The organism is Cellvibrio sp. PSBB023 (genome assembly GCF_002007605.1).
GTDB lineage: Bacteria > Pseudomonadota > Gammaproteobacteria > Pseudomonadales > Cellvibrionaceae > Cellvibrio.
Genome location: NZ_CP019799.1, coordinates 1,714,063 through 1,731,733 on the forward strand (window position 1 = coordinate 1,714,063; position 17,671 = coordinate 1,731,733).

17 protein-coding genes and 1 pseudogene are annotated in these 17,671 nt (G+C 48.9%); 7 read left to right on the forward strand and 11 right to left on the reverse strand.

What is annotated here, in order from left to right:
• Nucleotides 1-15: 15 nt before the first annotated feature.
• Both B0D95_RS20805 and B0D95_RS07680 read left to right on the forward strand, forming a co-directional pair.
• Nucleotides 16-669: pseudogene (locus B0D95_RS20805) on the forward strand (type II toxin-antitoxin system HipA family toxin); the annotation flags it as partial.
• 38 nt (nt 670-707) lie between these two features.
• On the forward strand, nt 708-1,904 hold the full coding sequence (locus B0D95_RS07680) for a CvpA family protein (RefSeq protein ID WP_078043349.1): 1,197 nt from the start codon (nt 708-710) through the stop codon (nt 1,902-1,904).
• On the opposite strand, the gene lpxL is transcribed toward B0D95_RS07680, so the two are convergent.
• The 4 genes from lpxL to B0D95_RS07700 form a co-directional block, all read right to left on the reverse strand.
• Nucleotides 1,901-2,818, reverse strand: coding sequence for an LpxL/LpxP family Kdo(2)-lipid IV(A) lauroyl/palmitoleoyl acyltransferase (gene lpxL, locus B0D95_RS07685; protein ID WP_078043350.1), 918 nt, complete (start codon nt 2,816-2,818; stop codon nt 1,901-1,903). The two genes, B0D95_RS07680 and lpxL, sit on opposite strands and share 4 nt — an antisense overlap.
• Nucleotides 2,819-2,974: 156 nt before the next feature.
• Entirely contained in the window at nt 2,975-3,742 is a 768-nt protein-coding gene (locus tag B0D95_RS07690; RefSeq protein ID WP_078043351.1) for a YdiY family protein, read from the reverse strand.
• Nucleotides 3,743-3,856: 114 nt separating this feature from the next.
• Nucleotides 3,857-4,081 carry a DUF2789 domain-containing protein gene (locus B0D95_RS07695; RefSeq protein ID WP_007642266.1) on the reverse strand — a complete coding sequence of 75 codons (225 nt, stop codon included), beginning with the start codon at nt 4,079-4,081 and terminating at the stop codon, nt 3,857-3,859.
• 79 nt (nt 4,082-4,160) lie between these two features.
• A complete protein-coding gene (locus B0D95_RS07700; RefSeq protein ID WP_078043352.1) occupies nt 4,161-5,072 on the reverse strand; it encodes an acyltransferase in 912 nt (303 codons plus the stop codon).
• 94 nt (nt 5,073-5,166) lie between these two features.
• Between B0D95_RS07700 and lepB the strand changes: the two genes are divergently transcribed.
• Nucleotides 5,167-5,796, forward strand: a complete 630-nt coding sequence (gene lepB, locus B0D95_RS07705) for a signal peptidase I (RefSeq protein WP_078043353.1) — start codon at nt 5,167-5,169, stop codon at nt 5,794-5,796.
• A gap of 63 nt (nt 5,797-5,859) precedes the next feature.
• Here lepB and fabV read toward each other — a convergent pair whose 3' ends face one another.
• Nucleotides 5,860-7,035 carry an enoyl-ACP reductase FabV gene (gene fabV / locus B0D95_RS07710; RefSeq protein ID WP_078043354.1) on the reverse strand — a complete coding sequence of 392 codons (1,176 nt, stop codon included), beginning with the start codon at nt 7,033-7,035 and terminating at the stop codon, nt 5,860-5,862.
• A 214-nt stretch (nt 7,036-7,249) separates the two neighbouring features.
• Here fabV and B0D95_RS07715 point away from each other — a divergent pair, with 214 nt between their 5' ends.
• Together B0D95_RS07715 and mgrA are read left to right on the forward strand one after the other, a co-directional pair.
• The gene (locus tag B0D95_RS07715; protein WP_244904480.1) at nt 7,250-7,666 is read left to right on the forward strand and encodes an MAPEG family protein; all 417 of its coding nucleotides are present in this window, start codon (nt 7,250-7,252) and stop codon (nt 7,664-7,666) included.
• A 119-nt stretch (nt 7,667-7,785) separates the two neighbouring features.
• Complete coding sequence (mgrA, locus tag B0D95_RS07720) at nt 7,786-8,799, forward strand: L-glyceraldehyde 3-phosphate reductase (RefSeq protein WP_078043356.1); 1,014 nt, start codon at nt 7,786-7,788, stop codon at nt 8,797-8,799.
• Between the two features lie 149 nt (nt 8,800-8,948).
• Here the strand turns inward: mgrA and B0D95_RS07725 are convergent, their stop codons facing one another.
• From B0D95_RS07725 to creB, 5 genes are all read right to left on the reverse strand, one after another.
• The gene (locus tag B0D95_RS07725; RefSeq protein ID WP_078043357.1) at nt 8,949-9,149 is read right to left on the reverse strand and encodes a hypothetical protein; all 201 of its coding nucleotides are present in this window, start codon (nt 9,147-9,149) and stop codon (nt 8,949-8,951) included.
• A 1-nt stretch (nt 9,150) separates the two neighbouring features.
• A complete protein-coding gene (gene creD, locus B0D95_RS07730; protein WP_078043358.1) occupies nt 9,151-10,548 on the reverse strand; it encodes a cell envelope integrity protein CreD in 1,398 nt (465 codons plus the stop codon).
• Between the two features lie 187 nt (nt 10,549-10,735).
• Nucleotides 10,736-11,341 carry a hypothetical protein gene (locus B0D95_RS07735; protein WP_078043359.1) on the reverse strand — a complete coding sequence of 202 codons (606 nt, stop codon included), beginning with the start codon at nt 11,339-11,341 and terminating at the stop codon, nt 10,736-10,738.
• 125 nt (nt 11,342-11,466) lie between these two features.
• Complete coding sequence (gene creC, locus B0D95_RS07740; RefSeq protein ID WP_078043360.1) at nt 11,467-12,936, reverse strand: two-component system sensor histidine kinase CreC; 1,470 nt, start codon at nt 12,934-12,936, stop codon at nt 11,467-11,469.
• The gene (gene creB, locus B0D95_RS07745) at nt 12,936-13,637 is read right to left on the reverse strand and encodes a two-component system response regulator CreB (protein ID WP_078043361.1); all 702 of its coding nucleotides are present in this window, start codon (nt 13,635-13,637) and stop codon (nt 12,936-12,938) included. Before creB ends, creC begins: the two co-directional genes overlap by 1 nt.
• Nucleotides 13,638-13,765: 128 nt before the next feature.
• On the opposite strand from creB, the gene B0D95_RS07750 reads away from it, so the two are divergent.
• Nucleotides 13,766-15,976, forward strand: a complete 2,211-nt coding sequence (locus tag B0D95_RS07750; RefSeq protein WP_078043362.1) for an FdhF/YdeP family oxidoreductase — start codon at nt 13,766-13,768, stop codon at nt 15,974-15,976.
• A gap of 1 nt (nt 15,977) precedes the next feature.
• Here B0D95_RS07750 and B0D95_RS07755 read toward each other — a convergent pair whose 3' ends face one another.
• Nucleotides 15,978-16,241 (reverse strand): hypothetical protein, encoded by a 264-nt coding sequence (locus B0D95_RS07755; RefSeq protein WP_078043363.1) that lies wholly within the window; start codon nt 16,239-16,241, stop codon nt 15,978-15,980.
• A 351-nt stretch (nt 16,242-16,592) separates the two neighbouring features.
• On the opposite strand from B0D95_RS07755, the gene B0D95_RS07760 reads away from it, so the two are divergent.
• A complete protein-coding gene (locus B0D95_RS07760; RefSeq protein ID WP_305763984.1) occupies nt 16,593-17,642 on the forward strand; it encodes a TerC family protein in 1,050 nt (349 codons plus the stop codon).
• Nucleotides 17,643-17,671 lie beyond the last annotated feature (29 nt).

Consider the following 17,671-nt stretch of genomic DNA (forward strand, 5'->3'; position numbering starts at 1 on the left):
CAGGGTAATAACCGCGAAACCTTTGGCGACCCACAAGGTTTTGGCCGCATGGAATATGCCTACTATTTAATGGCAAAAGCCGCCGGCATCAGGATGGCGCACTGCGAATTATTAGCCGATGGCGAACGCGCGCATTTTTTAACACAACGTTTTGATCGTATTGGCAATCACAAGGTGCATTATCAATCGCTCTGTGCGATGGATCATGCCGATTTTAAAAAACCGGGCCACTACAGTTATGAACAATTATTCGCCGTGGCGCGACAACTCCGGTTATCCCGCGCCGAGGCGATAGAAATTTATCGGCGCATGGTATTTAACATAGTGGCACGCAACCATGACGATCACAGTAAAAATACAGGTTTTATTCTGCCCGGCCCACGAGCGCACTGGCAATTGGCACCCGCCTTTGATATAGCCTACAGCTACAAACCCGGATCACCCTGGGTAAATTCACATCAACTGAATTTAAATGGTAAACGCGATAATTTTACCCGCCATGATTTACTCAGTGCGGCAGGTTTAATCAGCAATTTCAACAAAGAAGCAAAGCGCATTATTGATGAGGTGATTGAAGTTGTCAGTCAATGGCAAACCTTTGCGCGCACCGCTGGTGTAACACCTGAATTTACACGCGAGATTAATAACAACCTGCGTCTCTCCATTTAAGCCTTGCATGACATGCTTGCGCAGATAAGGAACCCACTATGAAAATCACTACCCTTGTCTTTTTTGCGTTACTTATCTTTTTTATTTGGCGCGGCTACCAAAAAGGTTTTATCGGTTCCATCACCCGTATTTTAAGTTGGGTGGTGGCTTACCCGGCTGCGCTGATTTTCACCCCTATGACCGCCAACTTACTGATGCAACATACGGCATTAACCGGTGTGATTGTTTATTTTGTCGCAGGCGCTGGGATTTTTTTACTGGTTAGTTTTGTTGTGTCCTTGTTGCTGACAGGCATTGGAAAATTAATTCCGGACAACAAGATCACCAACACTGGATCTAAAATTGGCGGCGCAGGTGTCGGGGTACTTGTTGGCGCCCTGACAGGTTTGTTAGCTGTTTACCTGTTGGGTTTATTATTACCCGCCGGTTTGCCAGCAACACAGTCAGCTCTCCATACAAAACCGCCTGCTGAAGCGATAAATACCAATCCCGCTGCGAATAGTTCGCCAGGAACCGCCGTGCCCGCGCTACGCGATTTGCAGCAAGCCAATGACAGTTTTATTGAAGCCAGCGCAAAAAAACTCATGGGCACTGCCGCCGCAACACTGGTTGATCTGGCAGTGGAGGACAAAACCGCCAGCCAAGTCGCCAAAGCTTTTGTACAAGACCCGCAGGCTATGCTCGGGCATGTGCAGCAAATGAGCCATAGCGGTCAGATGCAAAGTCTTCTCGCCGATGAAAATGTTCAATCGCTATTAACAACAGGTGACACTCAGGCGTTAACACGCAACCCTGAGTTTAAAGCCTTAATTGAAAACCCGAGTATGCAAGCGCTCATGGCGCAATCCGATGTCAGTAGCGATGCAGGCACGCAAGCCGCTGCCGAAAAAATGGTGTATGCCTGGAACCGGGTACAAATGCTCAAGCATGACCCGCGAGTGATTGCGATTGTGACTGATCCGGAATTCCAGCAACAACTGAATGCCACCAATAAATTGCCGTTGATGATGAACCCAAAACTCAATCAGCTTACGCAGATTATTTTTAGCCAGGAGACAATCGCCGCTAACGGCATGAGTGGCTATGAGGTGGTGGATCAAACGCAATACCAACCTGCTGATAGCAAGGGAGAAGATAACACCGACACACCCACCCGTATTTATCGTTGGACCGATGAAAATGGGCAGGTGCATTTTTCTGACCAGCCGGCAGCACCGGCAGAAAAACAACCTTAATAAATTTTTGCTTCGCCCTCTGGCCGTGTTTTAAAACGCGGCTGAGCCCACAAATATTGTTCCGGTGCTTTTAAAATTTCTTGCTCGACAAATTCATTAACGCGGCGCGCATCTGCAAGTTCATCACCCGTGGGGTAATTCTCAAACGGAGCATGAATCACCACATCATAGCCACTATCATCAGCGCGGCGATATTGCGAAAAGGGAATAATTTTGGCGCGCCCCATTCGGGCAAATTGCGCCGTGGCTGTCACTGTGGCGGCAGGCACACCAAAAAATGGCACAAATACCGATACTTTTGCTCCCAGGTCGCGATCCGGTGCGTACCAAATCATGCGCCCTTTGCGCAGTTGCCCAACCATGGCGCGAACATTATCGCGACTGATGGCAATGCCCTCTTTGACATAAGCTTCACGGCGCACTTTTTGTACGTAATCAAATACTTTGTTTTTATGTGGGCTGTACATGCCATCGTAGTTCACGCAAACACCGAGCATGGCGCTGCCGATATCCAGGGTGGTGAAATGCAAACTGAGGAGTAATGCTCCCTGCCCTTCGGCTTTTGCCTGTTCAATATGTTCCAGGCCGGTAATGCTAAAAAGTTTGCGCAAGCGCGATTTGGCCCAGAAAAAACCAATCCCGGTTTCAAAAATGGCCATGGTCGTGGACTGTAAATTGTCAGCCAGTAACTGCTCGATCTCCTGCTCATTTTTTTGCGGGAAACACAACTGCAGGTTTGTGCGCGCCATGTTCAGGCGCTTTTTATTCAAGCGCAGCAATGGCGCCAAACGGCGAGCTAACGCCATCTGCCAGGAATAAGGTAATTGCGCAATCAAAAACCAAAACCCGAAACCAATCCAGGTAGGCCAGTGACGCGGAGCAAGTAAGGCACGGTTAAATTGCGGTGAAGCCATAGTGATAGATAATCTAGTGTTGAATAGGCCATGTCGGCCATCAATGAAAAACGGTAATTATAATGCAACGCAGCGGATCAATCGGCTTTTTACGCCGCCTGATCCGCTGCGTGTGTTTTTTATACTGATAACTGTAGTTGCCTGTAGCGAGGCAAATTAAAAGCTGTACACCAAATTGATAAAGGTCGTGGTATCTGTTTTTTCCTTGCCAGGTGCAACATCGGTGTCGTTGGCTACAGTTAAACCCACTTTCATTTTCATGCGCTCGCTAATACTGGTAGCCAGCGATGTTTCAGTTTGGGTACGGGTATTGTCCGAACCGGATTCAACACTGATCAATTGCTTGAAGGTAGCGTTTGCACTGATCTTCCACTCCAGCGCTGTGGCCGCACGCAAAATCGCACCGCTCTCTTCTGAAATGCTATCCGGCACCAAAGGATCTGAACTTTGATTGACCTTTTCGCCTTCAAAATAACCTGGACCCGCTTCGATAAACCAGTTAAATGTCGGGCTGTAGTACAACCAGTTACCATAACCCAGCGCCACAGTGGTGTAAGAGCGGTAAGCACCAAACTTATCTTCTGTGTAAGAGCCAAAACCAAATAGGTAGGACTCTTCTACACCCAATAAATAGGCAAACTTGGCTGAACCAAAATACTTCTCTGCCGTTTTTTCCTTGCGGCTGCTGTTATCGTCCTGCTTCACACTGTCCTGTTTAAACAGCGAATTAAATATGTATTGATTCTCCCATTTCTCCAGATTTTGCTTGGCATCCACCTTGAATTGCAGGCTGGCGGTATCGGTATTACCGGAGGTGGAGATAGCGCCGATATCGACTTCAACGTCCCAAGGCTTTTTCGTATCCTCGGCAAAACTGGCAGTGGCAAATGCGGTGAGAACAAACGCGGTGGTTAATTTATACATAGTCAATCCTGTTACCTCTATCTAGTGAGATAGAACCATAACATAGAAAAGCTGACTTCCACATGAAAACGACCGGCGCAAGGCCGGTCGTTTCAGTTGAGGGTGATGGGAATCTCAGTCGCGTAACAAGCAATTAAGCTCATCCACAACCTCAGCCCAGTCGGAGTACTCCTGTCGGGCCTCACGCAGGAATGCCGCTTGTTCAGCAGTCCAGAAGGTAGCGCTAGCCAAGGGTTCGGCTTGCGGTAGCGGGCGATGCTTTTCAATAAAAGCCTCTATCGCGGCGGGAGAGTTGGGTAGACCTAATTTGGCAAAAAGATCATTCAGCGTGTAGAACATGCGGCCCTCCTGTCGATGTCTATGGAACAATTCCAATCGAACATTCCACCACTAGGATAGCGGCAAGACAAGCAGTCTCCTAGTTTATTTTATCGCGACTCGCGTTTTCCTCACGGATTAGGGTATCAAGCAGTGCATCCTTCTCTGCCCAAAGCTGGTTAACCCACTGCTGGAAGCGCGCACGAAACTCAGAATCCTCGCTGTAATCGCCAATCAATTCCGGTGGAATGGGCAATTGGCGAATATGCACACGAATGCGTTTAACCCGTCCGCATGCATAATCCCAATAGGTGGGAATCCCTTCCGGGTAATAGATGGTGACATCCAGTAAGCGGTGCAACTGTCCTCCCATGGCAGCGAGAGTAAAAGCCAAACCACCGGCTTTGGGTGGCAGTAAATGGCGGTAAGGAGACTGCAACTGGCTGTGTTTGGCCGGAGTAAACCGGGTACCTTCCAGAAAGTTAATGATAGTGACCGGGTGATGGCGAAAACGCTCACAGGCCTTGCGCGTCTGCTCTATATCCTTCCCTTTAAGCTCGGGGTGACGCGCTAGCTTGGCCTTGGAGTAGCGGCGCATGGAGGGAAAGTCCAACCCCCAGAGCGCAAGCCCCAATACAGGCACCCACAACAGACTGCGCTTGAAAAAGAATTTAACCCCGGGAATCCGCGCATTAAAGGCACGCACCAATACCAAAATATCCGGCCAGGACTGGTGATTGGCAATCAACATATACCATTCCGCGCGGCTCAAATTCCCCAAGCCATCCACCTCTACCTGAGTCGGCAAGGTGTGCTCTTGTTGCCAGGTATTAAAGGTAATCCACACATTGGACGCAGCATCCAATAGCCGGTCAATAGCACGGCGCAACGCAGGCACAGGTATCAGCAGTTTCACTAGCGCAAACACCACCACCGGCACCGAGATCATGATAATAGTGATGGAAAAAATGGCTGTGACTAGCACAGCGCGCAAATGATTCAATAATCGCATTCTTCTAACCTGTGAACTCGTCTGAGACCTTAATGTCATAAAAGCTGCACATTTTTGTGTATAACGCAGCCTGGATCAACTCGAGGGATAATTAATGAAACATTTTTGGATGGAAAACCGCTCGCTTTTATTGTTTTTAGTGCTGATGTTCTGCTTCCGCAGCGCTATTGCCGATTGGAATGATGTCCCCAGTGGATCAATGAAACCGACTCTCGTCGAAGGTGATCGAATTGGCCTGAACAAGATGGCATACGACCTTCGAATCCCTTTCACCCATATTTCCCTGTACAAAATTGCCGACCCTGCCCGTGGTGACATTGCCGTATTTGACTCCAAAGTGGCGGACAAACGCTTGGTCAAACGCGTCATTGGCGTGCCAGGCGATACAGTAGCCATGCGAGACAACCGTCTTTATATCAATGGCGAAGCAGTTAGCTACACAGCCGCCACCAATGGAGACTGGCTGGAGCACTTACCCGGTAAACACCATATTGTTCGCATCAATCCAAATGCGAAAACCTACGCAAACTTTGATCCAGTGACAGTACCGGCAGACCAATATTTGATGCTCGGCGACAACCGTGATAACAGTGCCGATTCGCGCGTGATCGGCTTTGTACCGCGCAGCGAGTTTGTTGGTCGCTCGCGCAGTGTTGTAATGTCACTTGATTATGAAAATTACTTATTGCCGCGCACTGAGCGTTTTTTCCACAGTATTGAATAACCAATACTCAGAGAGTAGATAAAAAATCCCCCGCCAAGGCGAGGGATTTTAGTGCAATCCATCTTAGAAGTTGGTTTGCACCAGCGGAGTTGTTTCCGCATCGTAGTCAACGCCATCAATGCCGAAGCCAAACAGGCGCAAGAACTCGGCTTTGTAGCCTTCGAAATCGGTCAGCTCGAACAGGTTTTCTTCTGTTACTTGCTCCCAGATCTCTTCCACCGGGCGCTGCACAGAAGGATCGAGTTCCAGTTCATCCACACGGTAGCGATTGGCATCGTCCAAGCGAGGCGTCGCAGAATACAAACACTCCTTGAACAAACGTTGGATCTGCTCGATACACCCTTCGTGAGTGCCCTGCGCTTTCATGACTTTGAACAGAATCGCCAAGTACAACGGCATGACCGGAATCGCAGAACTCGCCTGGGTGACAACCGCCTTTAACACCGCAACACGTGCATTACCGCCATGTTTTGCACTCAGGGTTTTAGCTGCGCGATCCAGGTCTTCTTTGGCTTTACCGATAGTCGCTTTACCGTAGATTGGCCAAGTCAGTTTGTCACCCAGGTAGGTGTAGGCAACGGTTTGGAAATTGTCGGCGAGCAAGTCAGCGCCTTTGAGGGCATCGATCCACATTTCCCAATCTTCACCACCCATTACCTTAACGGTGTTGGCAATTTCTTCGTCGGACGCAGGCTCAATGGTGACATCGGAGATTTTCAGGGTATCGGTATTGAGGTTTTTGGAGGTGTACTCCTTACCGATTGGCTTCAATACCGAGTTATAAACTTCACCGGTTTTGGGATCGGTACGACGTGGCGATGCCAGGCTGTAAATCACCAGATCCACTTTGCCAATGCCGTTTTTCAGCTCAGCAATTACTTTCTCTTTGCAAGCGTCAGAGAACGCATCGCCATTGATGGTGTGAGCGTACAAGCCCTCTGCCTTGGCTGCATCGTGGAATGCCGAGGTGTTGTAGTAACCGGCAGTGGCAGTTTTAGCTTCAGACGGCTCTTTTTCAAAGCATACGCCCAAAGTGTCTGCGCCGCCGCCAAAGGCTGCAGTAATGCGTGATGCCAAGCCAAAACCGGTTGAACAACCCAACACCAATACCTTTTTAGGCGCACCGGCAACAGGGCCTTTGGCTTTGGTGAAAGCGATTTGCTCTTGAACGTTGGCAGCACAGCCTTGTGGATGCGCATTGGTACAAATAAAACCGCGGACTTTTGGCTTGATAATCATGAATCTACCTTGTGGTGATGTTTATGAATTAGCGAGTAATTTGAATTAAAGGAGCACCGGAGGCCGCTCGCAAAGTCGGCCATTATAGTGCCAGAAAGCGCGAATGTCCCCCTGCACTGTGCATGAGCCGCCCGAAACCCGGCGCGAGCCCGGGGATACCTGCTCAGGAATTGAACTATAGTTGATGCTATCGCCACACCATATAAGGAGCATCATGATGATTTACCCCCTGTTTGCTATGGTTTTACTGACGTTTCTGGTGGCTTTTCGCCTGCTCTTTTTGCGCATTAAAGCACTCAAAACCGGCAGCTTAACCTTGGGGCAATTTCGCCTGAATAGCGGCGACATACCCGATGACATCACCCAAACAGCGCGCAATTACAGCAATTTGTTTGAAGTGCCTGTACTGTTTTACACCGCCGGTGCAATTGCTATTGCAATGCGCGTAGACGGCAGTGCGATCATCATCGCCGCCTGGCTGTTTGTACTGGCACGTGCTGCCCACAGTTGGATTCATTTAACCTCCAATAATGTGATTAACCGCTTCCGTGCTTATGTCGTTGGCAACCTCTGTGTGATGGCACTCTGGGGCTTATTGCTAGTCGACCATGCCACACATTTCGTAGGGTAATCGCCACCTTTCTTTACACTGGCACAACTCAGACATTGGCGATTTTCAGGTAAAATCGCCGCCCTCAGGCAATAACATCGGTTTTATCAACACCTCAAAAAAAATAGACAGGATCACGCATGATTACCCACGAGCCCAACCCGCTTTACGTTGCCCATCCCGACCGTTACAAAACCATGAAATACCAACGCTGCGGTAAAAGCGGCCTGCGCCTGTCGCGTTTGTCGCTGGGCTTGTGGCAAAACTTTGGCGCAGTGGATTCCCAGGCGAATGCGCGCAATATGCTGCGCCGTGCGTTTGACCTGGGTATCACCCACTTTGATTTAGCCAATAACTACGGTCCCAATTTTGGCTCGGCAGAATCCACCTTTGGCAATATTTTCAAACAGGATTTCGCCCACTACCGCGATGAATTAATTATTTCCAGCAAAGCCGGTTACGACATGTGGCCTGGCCCTTATGGTATTGGCGGTTCCCGTAAATATTTGGTCAGCAGTTGCGATCAAAGCCTGAAACGCACCGGTCTGGATTATTTTGATATTTTTTACCACCACTGCATGGACCCGGAAACACCGTTAGAAGAAACCATGCAAGCCCTGGATTATATTGTTCGCTCAGGCCGCGCGCTGTATGTGGGTATTTCCAACTACCAACCGGAACAAACCCGGGAAGCGGCGCGTATATTGCGTGAGCTGGGCACCCCCTTACTGATTCATCAGCCTCGCTATAACCTGTTTGATCGCTGGATTGAAAATGGCTTAACCGATGTATTAAAAGCAGAAGGTGTTGGCTCTATTGTCTTTTCGCCGTTGGCACAGGGCGTGTTAACCAATAAATACCTCAATGGAATCCCCGCCGACTCCCGCGCTGCGCGTCCTGAACTGATTTACCTGAACAACAAGGACATCACTCCGGAAAAACTGCAAAAAGTACAAGCCTTAAATACGCTGGCAGAATCACGTGGCCAATCCCTGGCACAAATGGCTATCGCCTGGACATTGCATAACGATGCCGTCACCACCTGCCTGATTGGGGCCAGTCGCCCTGCACAAATTGATGACTCGGTTGCTGCATTAAACAACCTTGATTTCAGTGCGGATGAACTCGCAACAATCGAAACCATTTTAAAATAAACAGCACCGTAGGTTGGGTTAGAGGCGAGCGGCGCGAGCCTCGTAACCCAACAACAGTGTCGCCGCCCACCGAATGTTGGGTTACGCGACTCGTTAAACTCGCCGCTAACCCAACCTACGATTTAACAACCAACATTCCATTTATGCTATCAACTAATAACCCGTGCATAATTCTCTTTCAGCTGTTTCTGCGGATACTTGAGCGCATAAACTTCCGAGCCCATAAAGCACACAACAGCCAATAAAATCACGCGCCCTCGCCAGCCACGGCCCCACAAACAATAAGTGAATAAGGCCCCCAACAACACCGGCAAACCCACAATCAAACACGACGCCACTAGCTCAATCATCTTAATGCTCCTGCGCGGCGCTATAGGCGGTACCACTGACAGCACTATTGGTGGTTTTATTGGTTGCACCCAATGCGTACCAATCCACCTTGCGGGTTAACAACATAAATAGGCCAAGCACCACAAACAGTAGCAATGCGCCCATCAACAAGGCGTAATCCTCAGCGCTTAATAAGCCATACAACAGCAGGTATAAAAATCCCAAACCCATGCTAAACGCCGCGCCGCGCATAACACTTTGCAGCACGTAGGACACGTAAAAACCAATTAATACCACACATGCAAACGAGGAAATCGCGTAGGCCGCCACAAAGGCAATATGTTCGGATAATGCCAACAGCAACAAGTAGAAAAATGCCAGTGCCAGACCTACCAAACCATATTGAACCGGATGAACTTGCAAGCGTTTTAATACTTCGAATAAAAAGAAACTGGCAAAGGTGAGTGCGATAAATAACAACGCATACTTAATGGCGCGATCACTTTTTACATACAAATTTACCGGTTCTAATAAACTCACACCAAATTGCCGCTGCTGGTATGGATCGCACTGCGTGGTGCGAATACAAGTAGAAAAATACTCCTCAAAGTTGGTGGAGAAATAGGATGTCTGCCAACGCGCAGTAAACCCTGTGTGGTCAATGCTGCGCTCCACCGGCAGGAAATCGCCCAAGAACCGTGGATGCGGCCAATCCGAATGCAGCTCAACATGGGATTCTTTTCCGACGGGCGCCACATGAAACTGCTCCGTACCCTGTAACTGCAAGGCGAACGAAAAGGGTAAGGTCTGTGCTTGCACAGCCACGCCAGAAAAAACTCCCTTTGGCAATTTTGCATGCACGCCATCGCCCAGTATTTTTAGCTGTGAACCGGGCTCAAAATCATAAGTTTGTTGATTCAAGGTCAACCGCAGTGAATTTTTAATCCCGCGAATATCACTAATCCCCATCGCCACAAATGGAGCGTGAAAGGTGTAATCTGCCAGATTGGTTTGAATACCATAGTTAAGCGGCAGGCTGAAATGACCATCAATGAGAGTATCTGCATGGTAGAGCCGTGCAGTGTAAATTCCCAACTGGCGCGATTCGGTAGTCATAGCACTATTCAAGCGAAAACTATCGGGTAAAAAATACAATTTGTCCTCTACCTGGCGCTCCTGAAGGACTTTTTCTTTTGCATTATTCAGCATCCAGTAACGCTCCTTTTTAGTGTAAGGAACAACCAGAACTGGCCCCACCAAGGTTTGACTGTAAGCCGAACTTCGCGCTATATCGCGCACCACTTGTTCGCTGTATTCACGCCGCTCGTCAATAGAATTGCCAATCATGGCGAGCGGAATCAGCAGTAACAGCATCAATAAGCCAATAGCCAAAAATTTGAATAATAGTGAACGACTCATAGTGATCTCCCTGGAATTAATGAGAGGTCACTATGCCGCGACAGGATGGAGCCTTAATGGGGAAACGCAGAGCTTATGTGAAGCTTGTGTGAAGAGTATGTGGAGATTGTATAGCGTTCACCATTTCCCGGCAGTGCGCTGCATCAGCCAGGAAACGGTGTTGCTAAAAAGGGAGACTAATCAGAAGTTACCTGCGATTAAATACCACCTGATGTTTACTGGGGAAAATAGTGCGGTATTTTTTGGCAAATTCGTCGTTAAATTTGCGCATGCGCTTGGACAACAGCAAATTGCCCGACTCAAAACTACTCGCACAGATTTCTTCAGTCTGCTTGCATAACGCACTGGTATTCATCGGCGAGGCAAAAAAGTACTTGGCAAAATGCTTTTCAAACTTATCCATTTGCGCTGGCGATATGCGCAGCTCATCATCGTCAGCGATTGCACCAAATAACATGTACACCGGCATCTCAGAATTCACAACGGGGCGTGTATTAATGCGCACACTGGCCAAGTCAACATTAAACACCATGCGGTGTTTGAAGTAAGCCACAACAAACCGGCCCTCTGTTTTTTTGGTGTCCTCTGTGTAGCTAAAGTTATACCAGTCCTGATTGCCCGCCTTGGCAATACGCAGTTGCTTTGTGCCATCTTCACTTAACCAATCGCCAACCAGTGACCTGGGAGACTCCGGCACATTGACGCTGGACAGCGGCTTGGACAACAAATCCTTACAGGCGGTAAGCGATAAAAGCACAACAGCAGCAAACAGTATTTTGAAGGGTGACAGCATTCTTTCAACTCCAGCGACGGCCACTGGCATAAAAGCCAACGCAACCGGGATCATTTTTATAAACGCTGGAGCTTATTTTTTTACGCCAATGAAAGATGTAAATAATTGTATTTTTAAGCGCACACTCACGGCGCCGTAAAACTCAATACCACTTGAACACCAGCCTGCTGCACAGCAGGCGATATGGACGCTAGATTCACAATGGATAATTCCCCTTTGTGAAGAGTCATTACCTCCTGTACAAAATTCAAACCAAGCCCCGTGCTTTTTTTGCCAGTTTGCGGACGTGGCAGTGAAAAAAACCGTTCCGTTAAGCGCGCAAATGCAAATTCAGGAATGGGTTCGCCTTGATTGCAAATGGATAACTGCAGGCTGTCGCCCTGCCTGAGGGTTTGCAGGCGAATAATGCCGCCTTGTGGTGTAAAGTCCAACGCATTTTCCAGCAGGTTGTTAATGGCCTGACGCAACAAAAACATTTCGCCAGTGACCCAGGATGAGGGCGCGTAATCCTTATGGATCTGCAGTGATTGCTGTGCAATGCGCGCCATGTGGTTGCTGATCAATTCATCGCACAAGGCATTGAGGTCGACGAGCTGTGGATCATGCAGGCTCTGTTGCTGCTCAACCAATGCCAGGTTTAGCAAGCGCTCAATTAAATGCTGCAAGCGCAAACTTTCGCTGTCGATATTGCTAATGAAACGCTGGCGCTGCTGCTGGTTTTCCGGTGCTTGTAATAAAGGCGTCTGCAATAGTTCAGCGGCAGCGCGAATACCCGCCAGCGGACTCTTCAATTCATGTGCCAAGGTTTGCACATAGCGCTCAATATAGGCTTTGCCATCCAACTCAGTGCGCATGGATTCCAGCGCTTGCGCCAATTGCCGCAGCTCACCGCTGGCGATTCGCCCCTGCGGAATACTGGCACGTGCGCCTTGACTGACATTCACTGCATATTCGCGCAATTTGCGTAATTCACGGCTTAACCACCAGGAAAATACAGCGCCACTCAATAACCCGAGCAATATTAACCCGCCCGCCAACAGACCCAATCGCTGTTGGGTGCGATCAATAAACGGCTGCACACTGCGATTGGGCTTGGCAACCGACACCACACCAATAATGTCATCACCGTGCTTAATCGGTGCTGCCACATACATAATGCTGGTGCGCTCATCACCCTCCACTTCATGGGATGAACGCGCGCCGTATTTTCCCTGCAGGGTTAAATACACATCGTTCCAACGGGAATAGTCCTGGCCTACTGCAATGTTTTTGGAATCCAACAACACAATGCCCTTGCTGTCAGTAACATAAATACGGTGATTGACTGCAAATTTATTCACACCCCAAATGTTGGCATTCGGCGTTCGCTGTCCATAAGCTCGGAAAATATCCGCATAAAAATCATTATTGATTTGCTTGTTCAACATGGGCTCGCGCAGAAACTCCGCGAGTAAATTGGCGGTGTCGACCAGTGTTTCCTCGGTAGTTTGACGAACGCCCGGGCGAATTTCTTCCATAACAGTGCGCAGCACAAAATAACTGCAGAGCGCCACAAACAGCATGTAAATAATAAAAATGCGTAAACTCAGCGACATTAATGCGATTCCGGTTGATAGCAATAGCCAAAACCGCGCTGGGTTTTAATGGGTTCTGCGGCAGGATTTATCTGGCGTAATTTGGCGCGCAGGGTTTTTATATGGCTATCAATACTGCGATCATACCCGGCATCCACCGTGACACCTGCCGCTGTGAGTAATTGCTCGCGACTAAACACCCGCCCCGGTTGCGCCAGCAGCGTCGCCAACAAACAATATTCATAGCGTGTTAGTTGCAGCAATTGCTGCTGGTAGGCGATGGTTTTGCGATCATGGTCTATTGCAAATTCCGCCCTATCCGATGTGATGGTTGAATCGACAACCGCTGGCGTTTGTACCTGTCGAGTGCGCTTTAAAATGGCTTTAACCCTGGCAGCCACTTCCCGTGGGCTAAATGGCTTTACCACATAATCATCCGCTCCGATTTCCAGCCCGACAACGCGATCCAACTCATCGCCGCGAGCCGTAAGAAACATCACCGGAACCTCGGAAAGCTTGCGTAGCTGCTTGCAGGCTTCAAAGCCGGTCATATCGGGCAACCCTACGTCCATAATCACCAAATCAACAGGCTGTTCTGACAGATGCGCCAGCGCCTTGCTCGCCAGGGTTTCCCAGTGGGTGTTGAACCCCTCCGCCTGCAGCACAAACACCAGGCTTTCAGCGATGGAGGGCTCATCCTCAAGAATCAAAATGTGGGGCATGGATTTAAATCCGCAAAATGGGTGACTGGACCAGACCGATTCTACAAGAAAGCCGTGATTTAACGTATTGCAATAGCGGGAAATCCGCCCTACCCTCCAATCATATTCACCGACACTGGCACCCCATTATGTCCACTACCCATTCAACCCCTGCAGACCCTATCACCATAGTAGGCGGCGGCCCCAAGAAGGTGCTCTACACCTTAAAAACCGTGGCGCGCATTGGTTTACTCAACTCCGCCAAAGCGCTCAATAGCAAAAACACCTGCAAGGCTTGCGGCTTGGGCATGGGTGGCCAACGCGGCGGCATGACCAATGAAAAGGATGAGTTTCCCTCTGTCTGCAATAAAAGTATTCAAGCGCAATCGACCGATATTCAAGCGCCCATTCCCGAGGATTTATTTGCCCATACACTGGATGATTTCAAACAACTCAGCGCCTATGAAATTGAACACTTGGGCCGCTTGAATACACCGCTGTTTAAATCAGCCGATGGCAATAAATACACACCCGTCAGCTGGGAATTTGCGCTGGACAAAATGGCACGCAGCTTTGCCGCTACCCACGCTGACCGCACATTTTTTTATTCTTCAGGTCGCTCCTCCAATGAGGCAGGATTTGTATTGCAATTACTCGCACGGCTTTATGGCACCAACAATGTCAACAACTGCTCCTACTACTGCCATCAGGCTACCGGTGTCGGACTGTACAATGTGATCGGTACGGGAACTGCAACTGTGTCGCTGGAAGATGTGGGCAACTGCGATTGTATTTTTGTGATAGGTGCCAACCCATCATCCAATCACCCGCGCTTTGTACATCAGTTAAAAAACTGTCGCGAACGCGGCGGTCAAGTGATTGTTATCAACCCCGCCAAAGAGCCGGGCCTGGTGCGTTTTGCGGTACCCAAAAGTGCTAAATCCATGCTGACTGGCGGCACCTGGATTGCATCCGAATATGTGCAGCCCAAGATCGGTAGCGACCTTGCCCTGTTAAAAGGTATCGCCAAAGCCCTATTGGAAACGCAGCAAATTGATGCGCATTTTATTGCAGAACACACGGATAATTTTGCTACCTTTAAACAGGATATTGATAACACCTCCTGGCAAACCATCACGCAACATTGCGGAATTGAGCAAGAAAAAATCCATCACCTCGCCACCGCCTACGCTACTGCAGAACGCGCGATTTTTGCCTGGGGCATGGGCATTACCCACCATTTACACGGCGTGGAAAATGTAGAGGCCATTGCTAACCTTGCCTTACTGCGCGGTATGCTGGGCAAGCCCGCCGCCGGTTTATTGCCGCTACGCGGCCACAGCAATGTACAAGGCATAGGAACCGTGGGTGTAAAACCGGTATTGGCAGACGATGTATTACAGCAACTGGAACAACATACCGGCGCACAATTACCGCGCCGTGAAGGCATGGATACACTCGCCTGTTTAAGTGCAGCGCATGCAGGCAATATGGACGCGGCGTTGATTATGGGCGGCAATTTATTTGCAGCAACACCCAATAGCCAATGGGCACAGGAAGCGCTCGACAAGATTCCCTTCAAAGTCTATTTAACCACCACCTTGAATCTAGGACATGTCACAGGCATGGAAACCAGTGAAGCATTAATTTTACCGGTGACCGCACGGGATGAGGAATGGCAACCCACAACACAGGAATCCATGTTTAATTATGTGCGCTTAAGTGATGGCGGCATTGATCGCCTGCATAACGTCAAACCGGAAGTGGAAATTTTGTGCGAATTAGGCAAACGCTTATTGCCCAACTCTCCACTCGACTTTACCCAATTAAAACAACACGACTCCATCCGCGCCGCCATTGCCGCCACAATTCCCGGACTGGGTGAATTAAAAGATATAGCCTCCACCAAGCAAGAGTTCACCATTAAAAACCGCTTGTTCGACACACCAACATTTAAAACAGAAAACGGAAAAGCGCAGTTCCAAACTAGCCCATTACCCAATGCCGTCGCCAGTCAGGATTACCCTTTTGTCCTGGCGAGTATTCGCAGCGAAGGGCAATTTAATTCGATTATTTATGAAGAGACCGATTCCTATCGCGGTACAAATACACGCTGGTCGGTGTTAATGAATAAGGAAGATATACACGCACTGGGTATTGCGGTTGGTGATGCTGTCACATTGACATCGCCACAAGGCGAAATGAAGGACGTTAAAGTATTTGCGTTTGATGTGCCGCGCGGCAACCTGCTGGCGTATTACCCGGAAGCCAATGTGCTGATTGCAACCAAGCATGATCCACGCAGTAAAACACCGGCCTTTAAATCAGTACCGGTACAGGTTGTTACCTTCCAGGGATGATTTAAATAGAGATATTAATGGTCGTTTGCGGGGCTTTGCGGCGATCCCGCCCCGCACGGGTTTCTACCATTGGCTGACCCGCCTTGTGGCGACGATCCTGTTTACGGCGCTCCACCCCTCCGGGTGGGCCTATGGCATCAAGCCCGGCAGAGCGCTCCTGCCGCTTGTTCTCGCTGGCATAGGCACTCACCGCCGTCGTTGCGGAAAGACGACTCGGCGCTTTAACCGATACCGGACGTGGCTGGATTGGACCTAGATAAACCATGAGTACACCTGGATTTGCGAACTACAGTCAATTTATCGGCATAAATCACTCACTCTTTAACCTTAAGAGGCAATTACCCTAAAAACTGACACCAAGATCACATTTCAACTAAAAAAATCCACAGATAACCAACGCACTAAGTGCTTGACCCCGGCATCCAGTCTTTTATACTCGCCAGCACGAAGGGGAGTAGTTATCACCGCGCAGGTCGTCAATACGAGTCACAGCTCCGGTCGCGCGGGCAAGGCATTACCTTGTAAACGAGACCTTTGTCGCAATGACAAATGGCCTTCGTACACCCTGAATTTGCCCGTCATTGTGTTACCTATACTCATGTTGACGGAGCTATCTATGTTAAACCTTCTCGCGTTTTCCTCCCTCGCCAATGCCGAAGCCGGCTTGGCAAATGCACTGCAAACAGCCGAGCAATCCACAAGCGCTATTCAATCCATCGGCACCTGGTGGATGTGGTTAGCGTTTTTTGCGATTGTTTTTCTGGCCCTCGCTATTGATTTAATTTTTGTCGGCGGTGGTAAACAACACCGCGTGTCACTGAAGGAGGCCGCCTCCTGGTCGCTGGTATGGGTCGGGCTCGCCCTGAGTTTTGGTGCTGGCTTATGGTGGTATCTGGATGTGCACTACACACGGGAATTTGCCACTACCAAAACCATGGAATACTTGACCGGCTATCTGATTGAAAAATCACTTGCCGTGGATAATGTGTTCGTGTGGCTGATGTTATTTAACTTTTTTGCCATTCCGCTAGAGCTGCAAAAACGGGTACTGACTTACGGCGTACTCGGTGCCATTGTATTGCGCACGATTATGATTTTTGCCGGTGTCTGGTTACTCGCCCACTTCCATTGGCTGCTTTATGTATTTGGTGCATTCCTGTTAATTACCGGTATAAAAATGTGGTGGATGGCCGATAAAGAAATGGATCTCAATAACAACCCCTTACTCAATTGGTTCAAGCGACATTTTGCCATTAGCGACCACTTGGAAGGCGAGCGTTTCTTTGTTGTGATAAACGGTGTAAAGCTGATGACGCCTTTATTTTTAGTGCTCATCATGGTGGAAATTTCAGACATTATTTTTGCGGTGGATTCGATCCCGGCTATTTTTGCAATCACCTCAGATCCATTCATCGTACTCACATCCAATATCTTTGCGATTCTCGGTTTGCGAGCCATGTACTTTTTATTAGCGGATGTCGCTGACCGTTTTGCCTATATCAAATACGGCTTGGCCCTGGTGCTGGTATTTATTGGTATAAAAATGTTGTTGATCGATATTTACAAAATCCCGATTGGCATATCACTGGCAACCGTTGCGTTATTAATTGGTGGTTCGGTGTTGATCTCCTGGATAAAAACCAAACCTTCATCCAGCACACACTAACAACAACGCCGCCCTTGCAATCAACAAGG

Bases quoted from the DNA above. Each gene is read 5' to 3' on its own strand.
- B0D95_RS07680 (WP_078043349.1), top strand. From the start codon at position 708: ATGAAAATCACTACCCTTGTCTTTTTTGCGTTACTTATCTTTTTTATT.
- lpxL (WP_078043350.1), bottom strand. From the start codon at position 2,818: ATGGCTTCACCGCAATTTAACCGTGCCTTACTTGCTCCGCGTCACTGG.
- B0D95_RS07690 (WP_078043351.1), bottom strand. From the start codon at position 3,742: ATGTATAAATTAACCACCGCGTTTGTTCTCACCGCATTTGCCACTGCC.
- B0D95_RS07695 (WP_007642266.1), bottom strand. From the start codon at position 4,081: ATGTTCTACACGCTGAATGATCTTTTTGCCAAATTAGGTCTACCCAAC.
- B0D95_RS07700 (WP_078043352.1), bottom strand. From the start codon at position 5,072: ATGCGATTATTGAATCATTTGCGCGCTGTGCTAGTCACAGCCATTTTT.
- lepB (WP_078043353.1), top strand. From the start codon at position 5,167: ATGAAACATTTTTGGATGGAAAACCGCTCGCTTTTATTGTTTTTAGTG.
- fabV (WP_078043354.1), bottom strand. From the start codon at position 7,035: ATGATTATCAAGCCAAAAGTCCGCGGTTTTATTTGTACCAATGCGCAT.
- B0D95_RS07715 (WP_244904480.1), top strand. From the start codon at position 7,250: ATGATGATTTACCCCCTGTTTGCTATGGTTTTACTGACGTTTCTGGTG.
- mgrA (WP_078043356.1), top strand. From the start codon at position 7,786: ATGATTACCCACGAGCCCAACCCGCTTTACGTTGCCCATCCCGACCGT.
- B0D95_RS07725 (WP_078043357.1), bottom strand. From the start codon at position 9,149: ATGATTGAGCTAGTGGCGTCGTGTTTGATTGTGGGTTTGCCGGTGTTG.
- creD (WP_078043358.1), bottom strand. From the start codon at position 10,548: ATGAGTCGTTCACTATTATTCAAATTTTTGGCTATTGGCTTATTGATG.
- B0D95_RS07735 (WP_078043359.1), bottom strand. From the start codon at position 11,341: ATGCTGTCACCCTTCAAAATACTGTTTGCTGCTGTTGTGCTTTTATCG.
- creC (WP_078043360.1), bottom strand. From the start codon at position 12,936: ATGTCGCTGAGTTTACGCATTTTTATTATTTACATGCTGTTTGTGGCG.
- creB (WP_078043361.1), bottom strand. From the start codon at position 13,637: ATGCCCCACATTTTGATTCTTGAGGATGAGCCCTCCATCGCTGAAAGC.
- B0D95_RS07750 (WP_078043362.1), top strand. From the start codon at position 13,766: ATGTCCACTACCCATTCAACCCCTGCAGACCCTATCACCATAGTAGGC.
- B0D95_RS07755 (WP_078043363.1), bottom strand. From the start codon at position 16,241: ATGGTTTATCTAGGTCCAATCCAGCCACGTCCGGTATCGGTTAAAGCG.
- B0D95_RS07760 (WP_305763984.1), top strand. From the start codon at position 16,593: ATGTTAAACCTTCTCGCGTTTTCCTCCCTCGCCAATGCCGAAGCCGGC.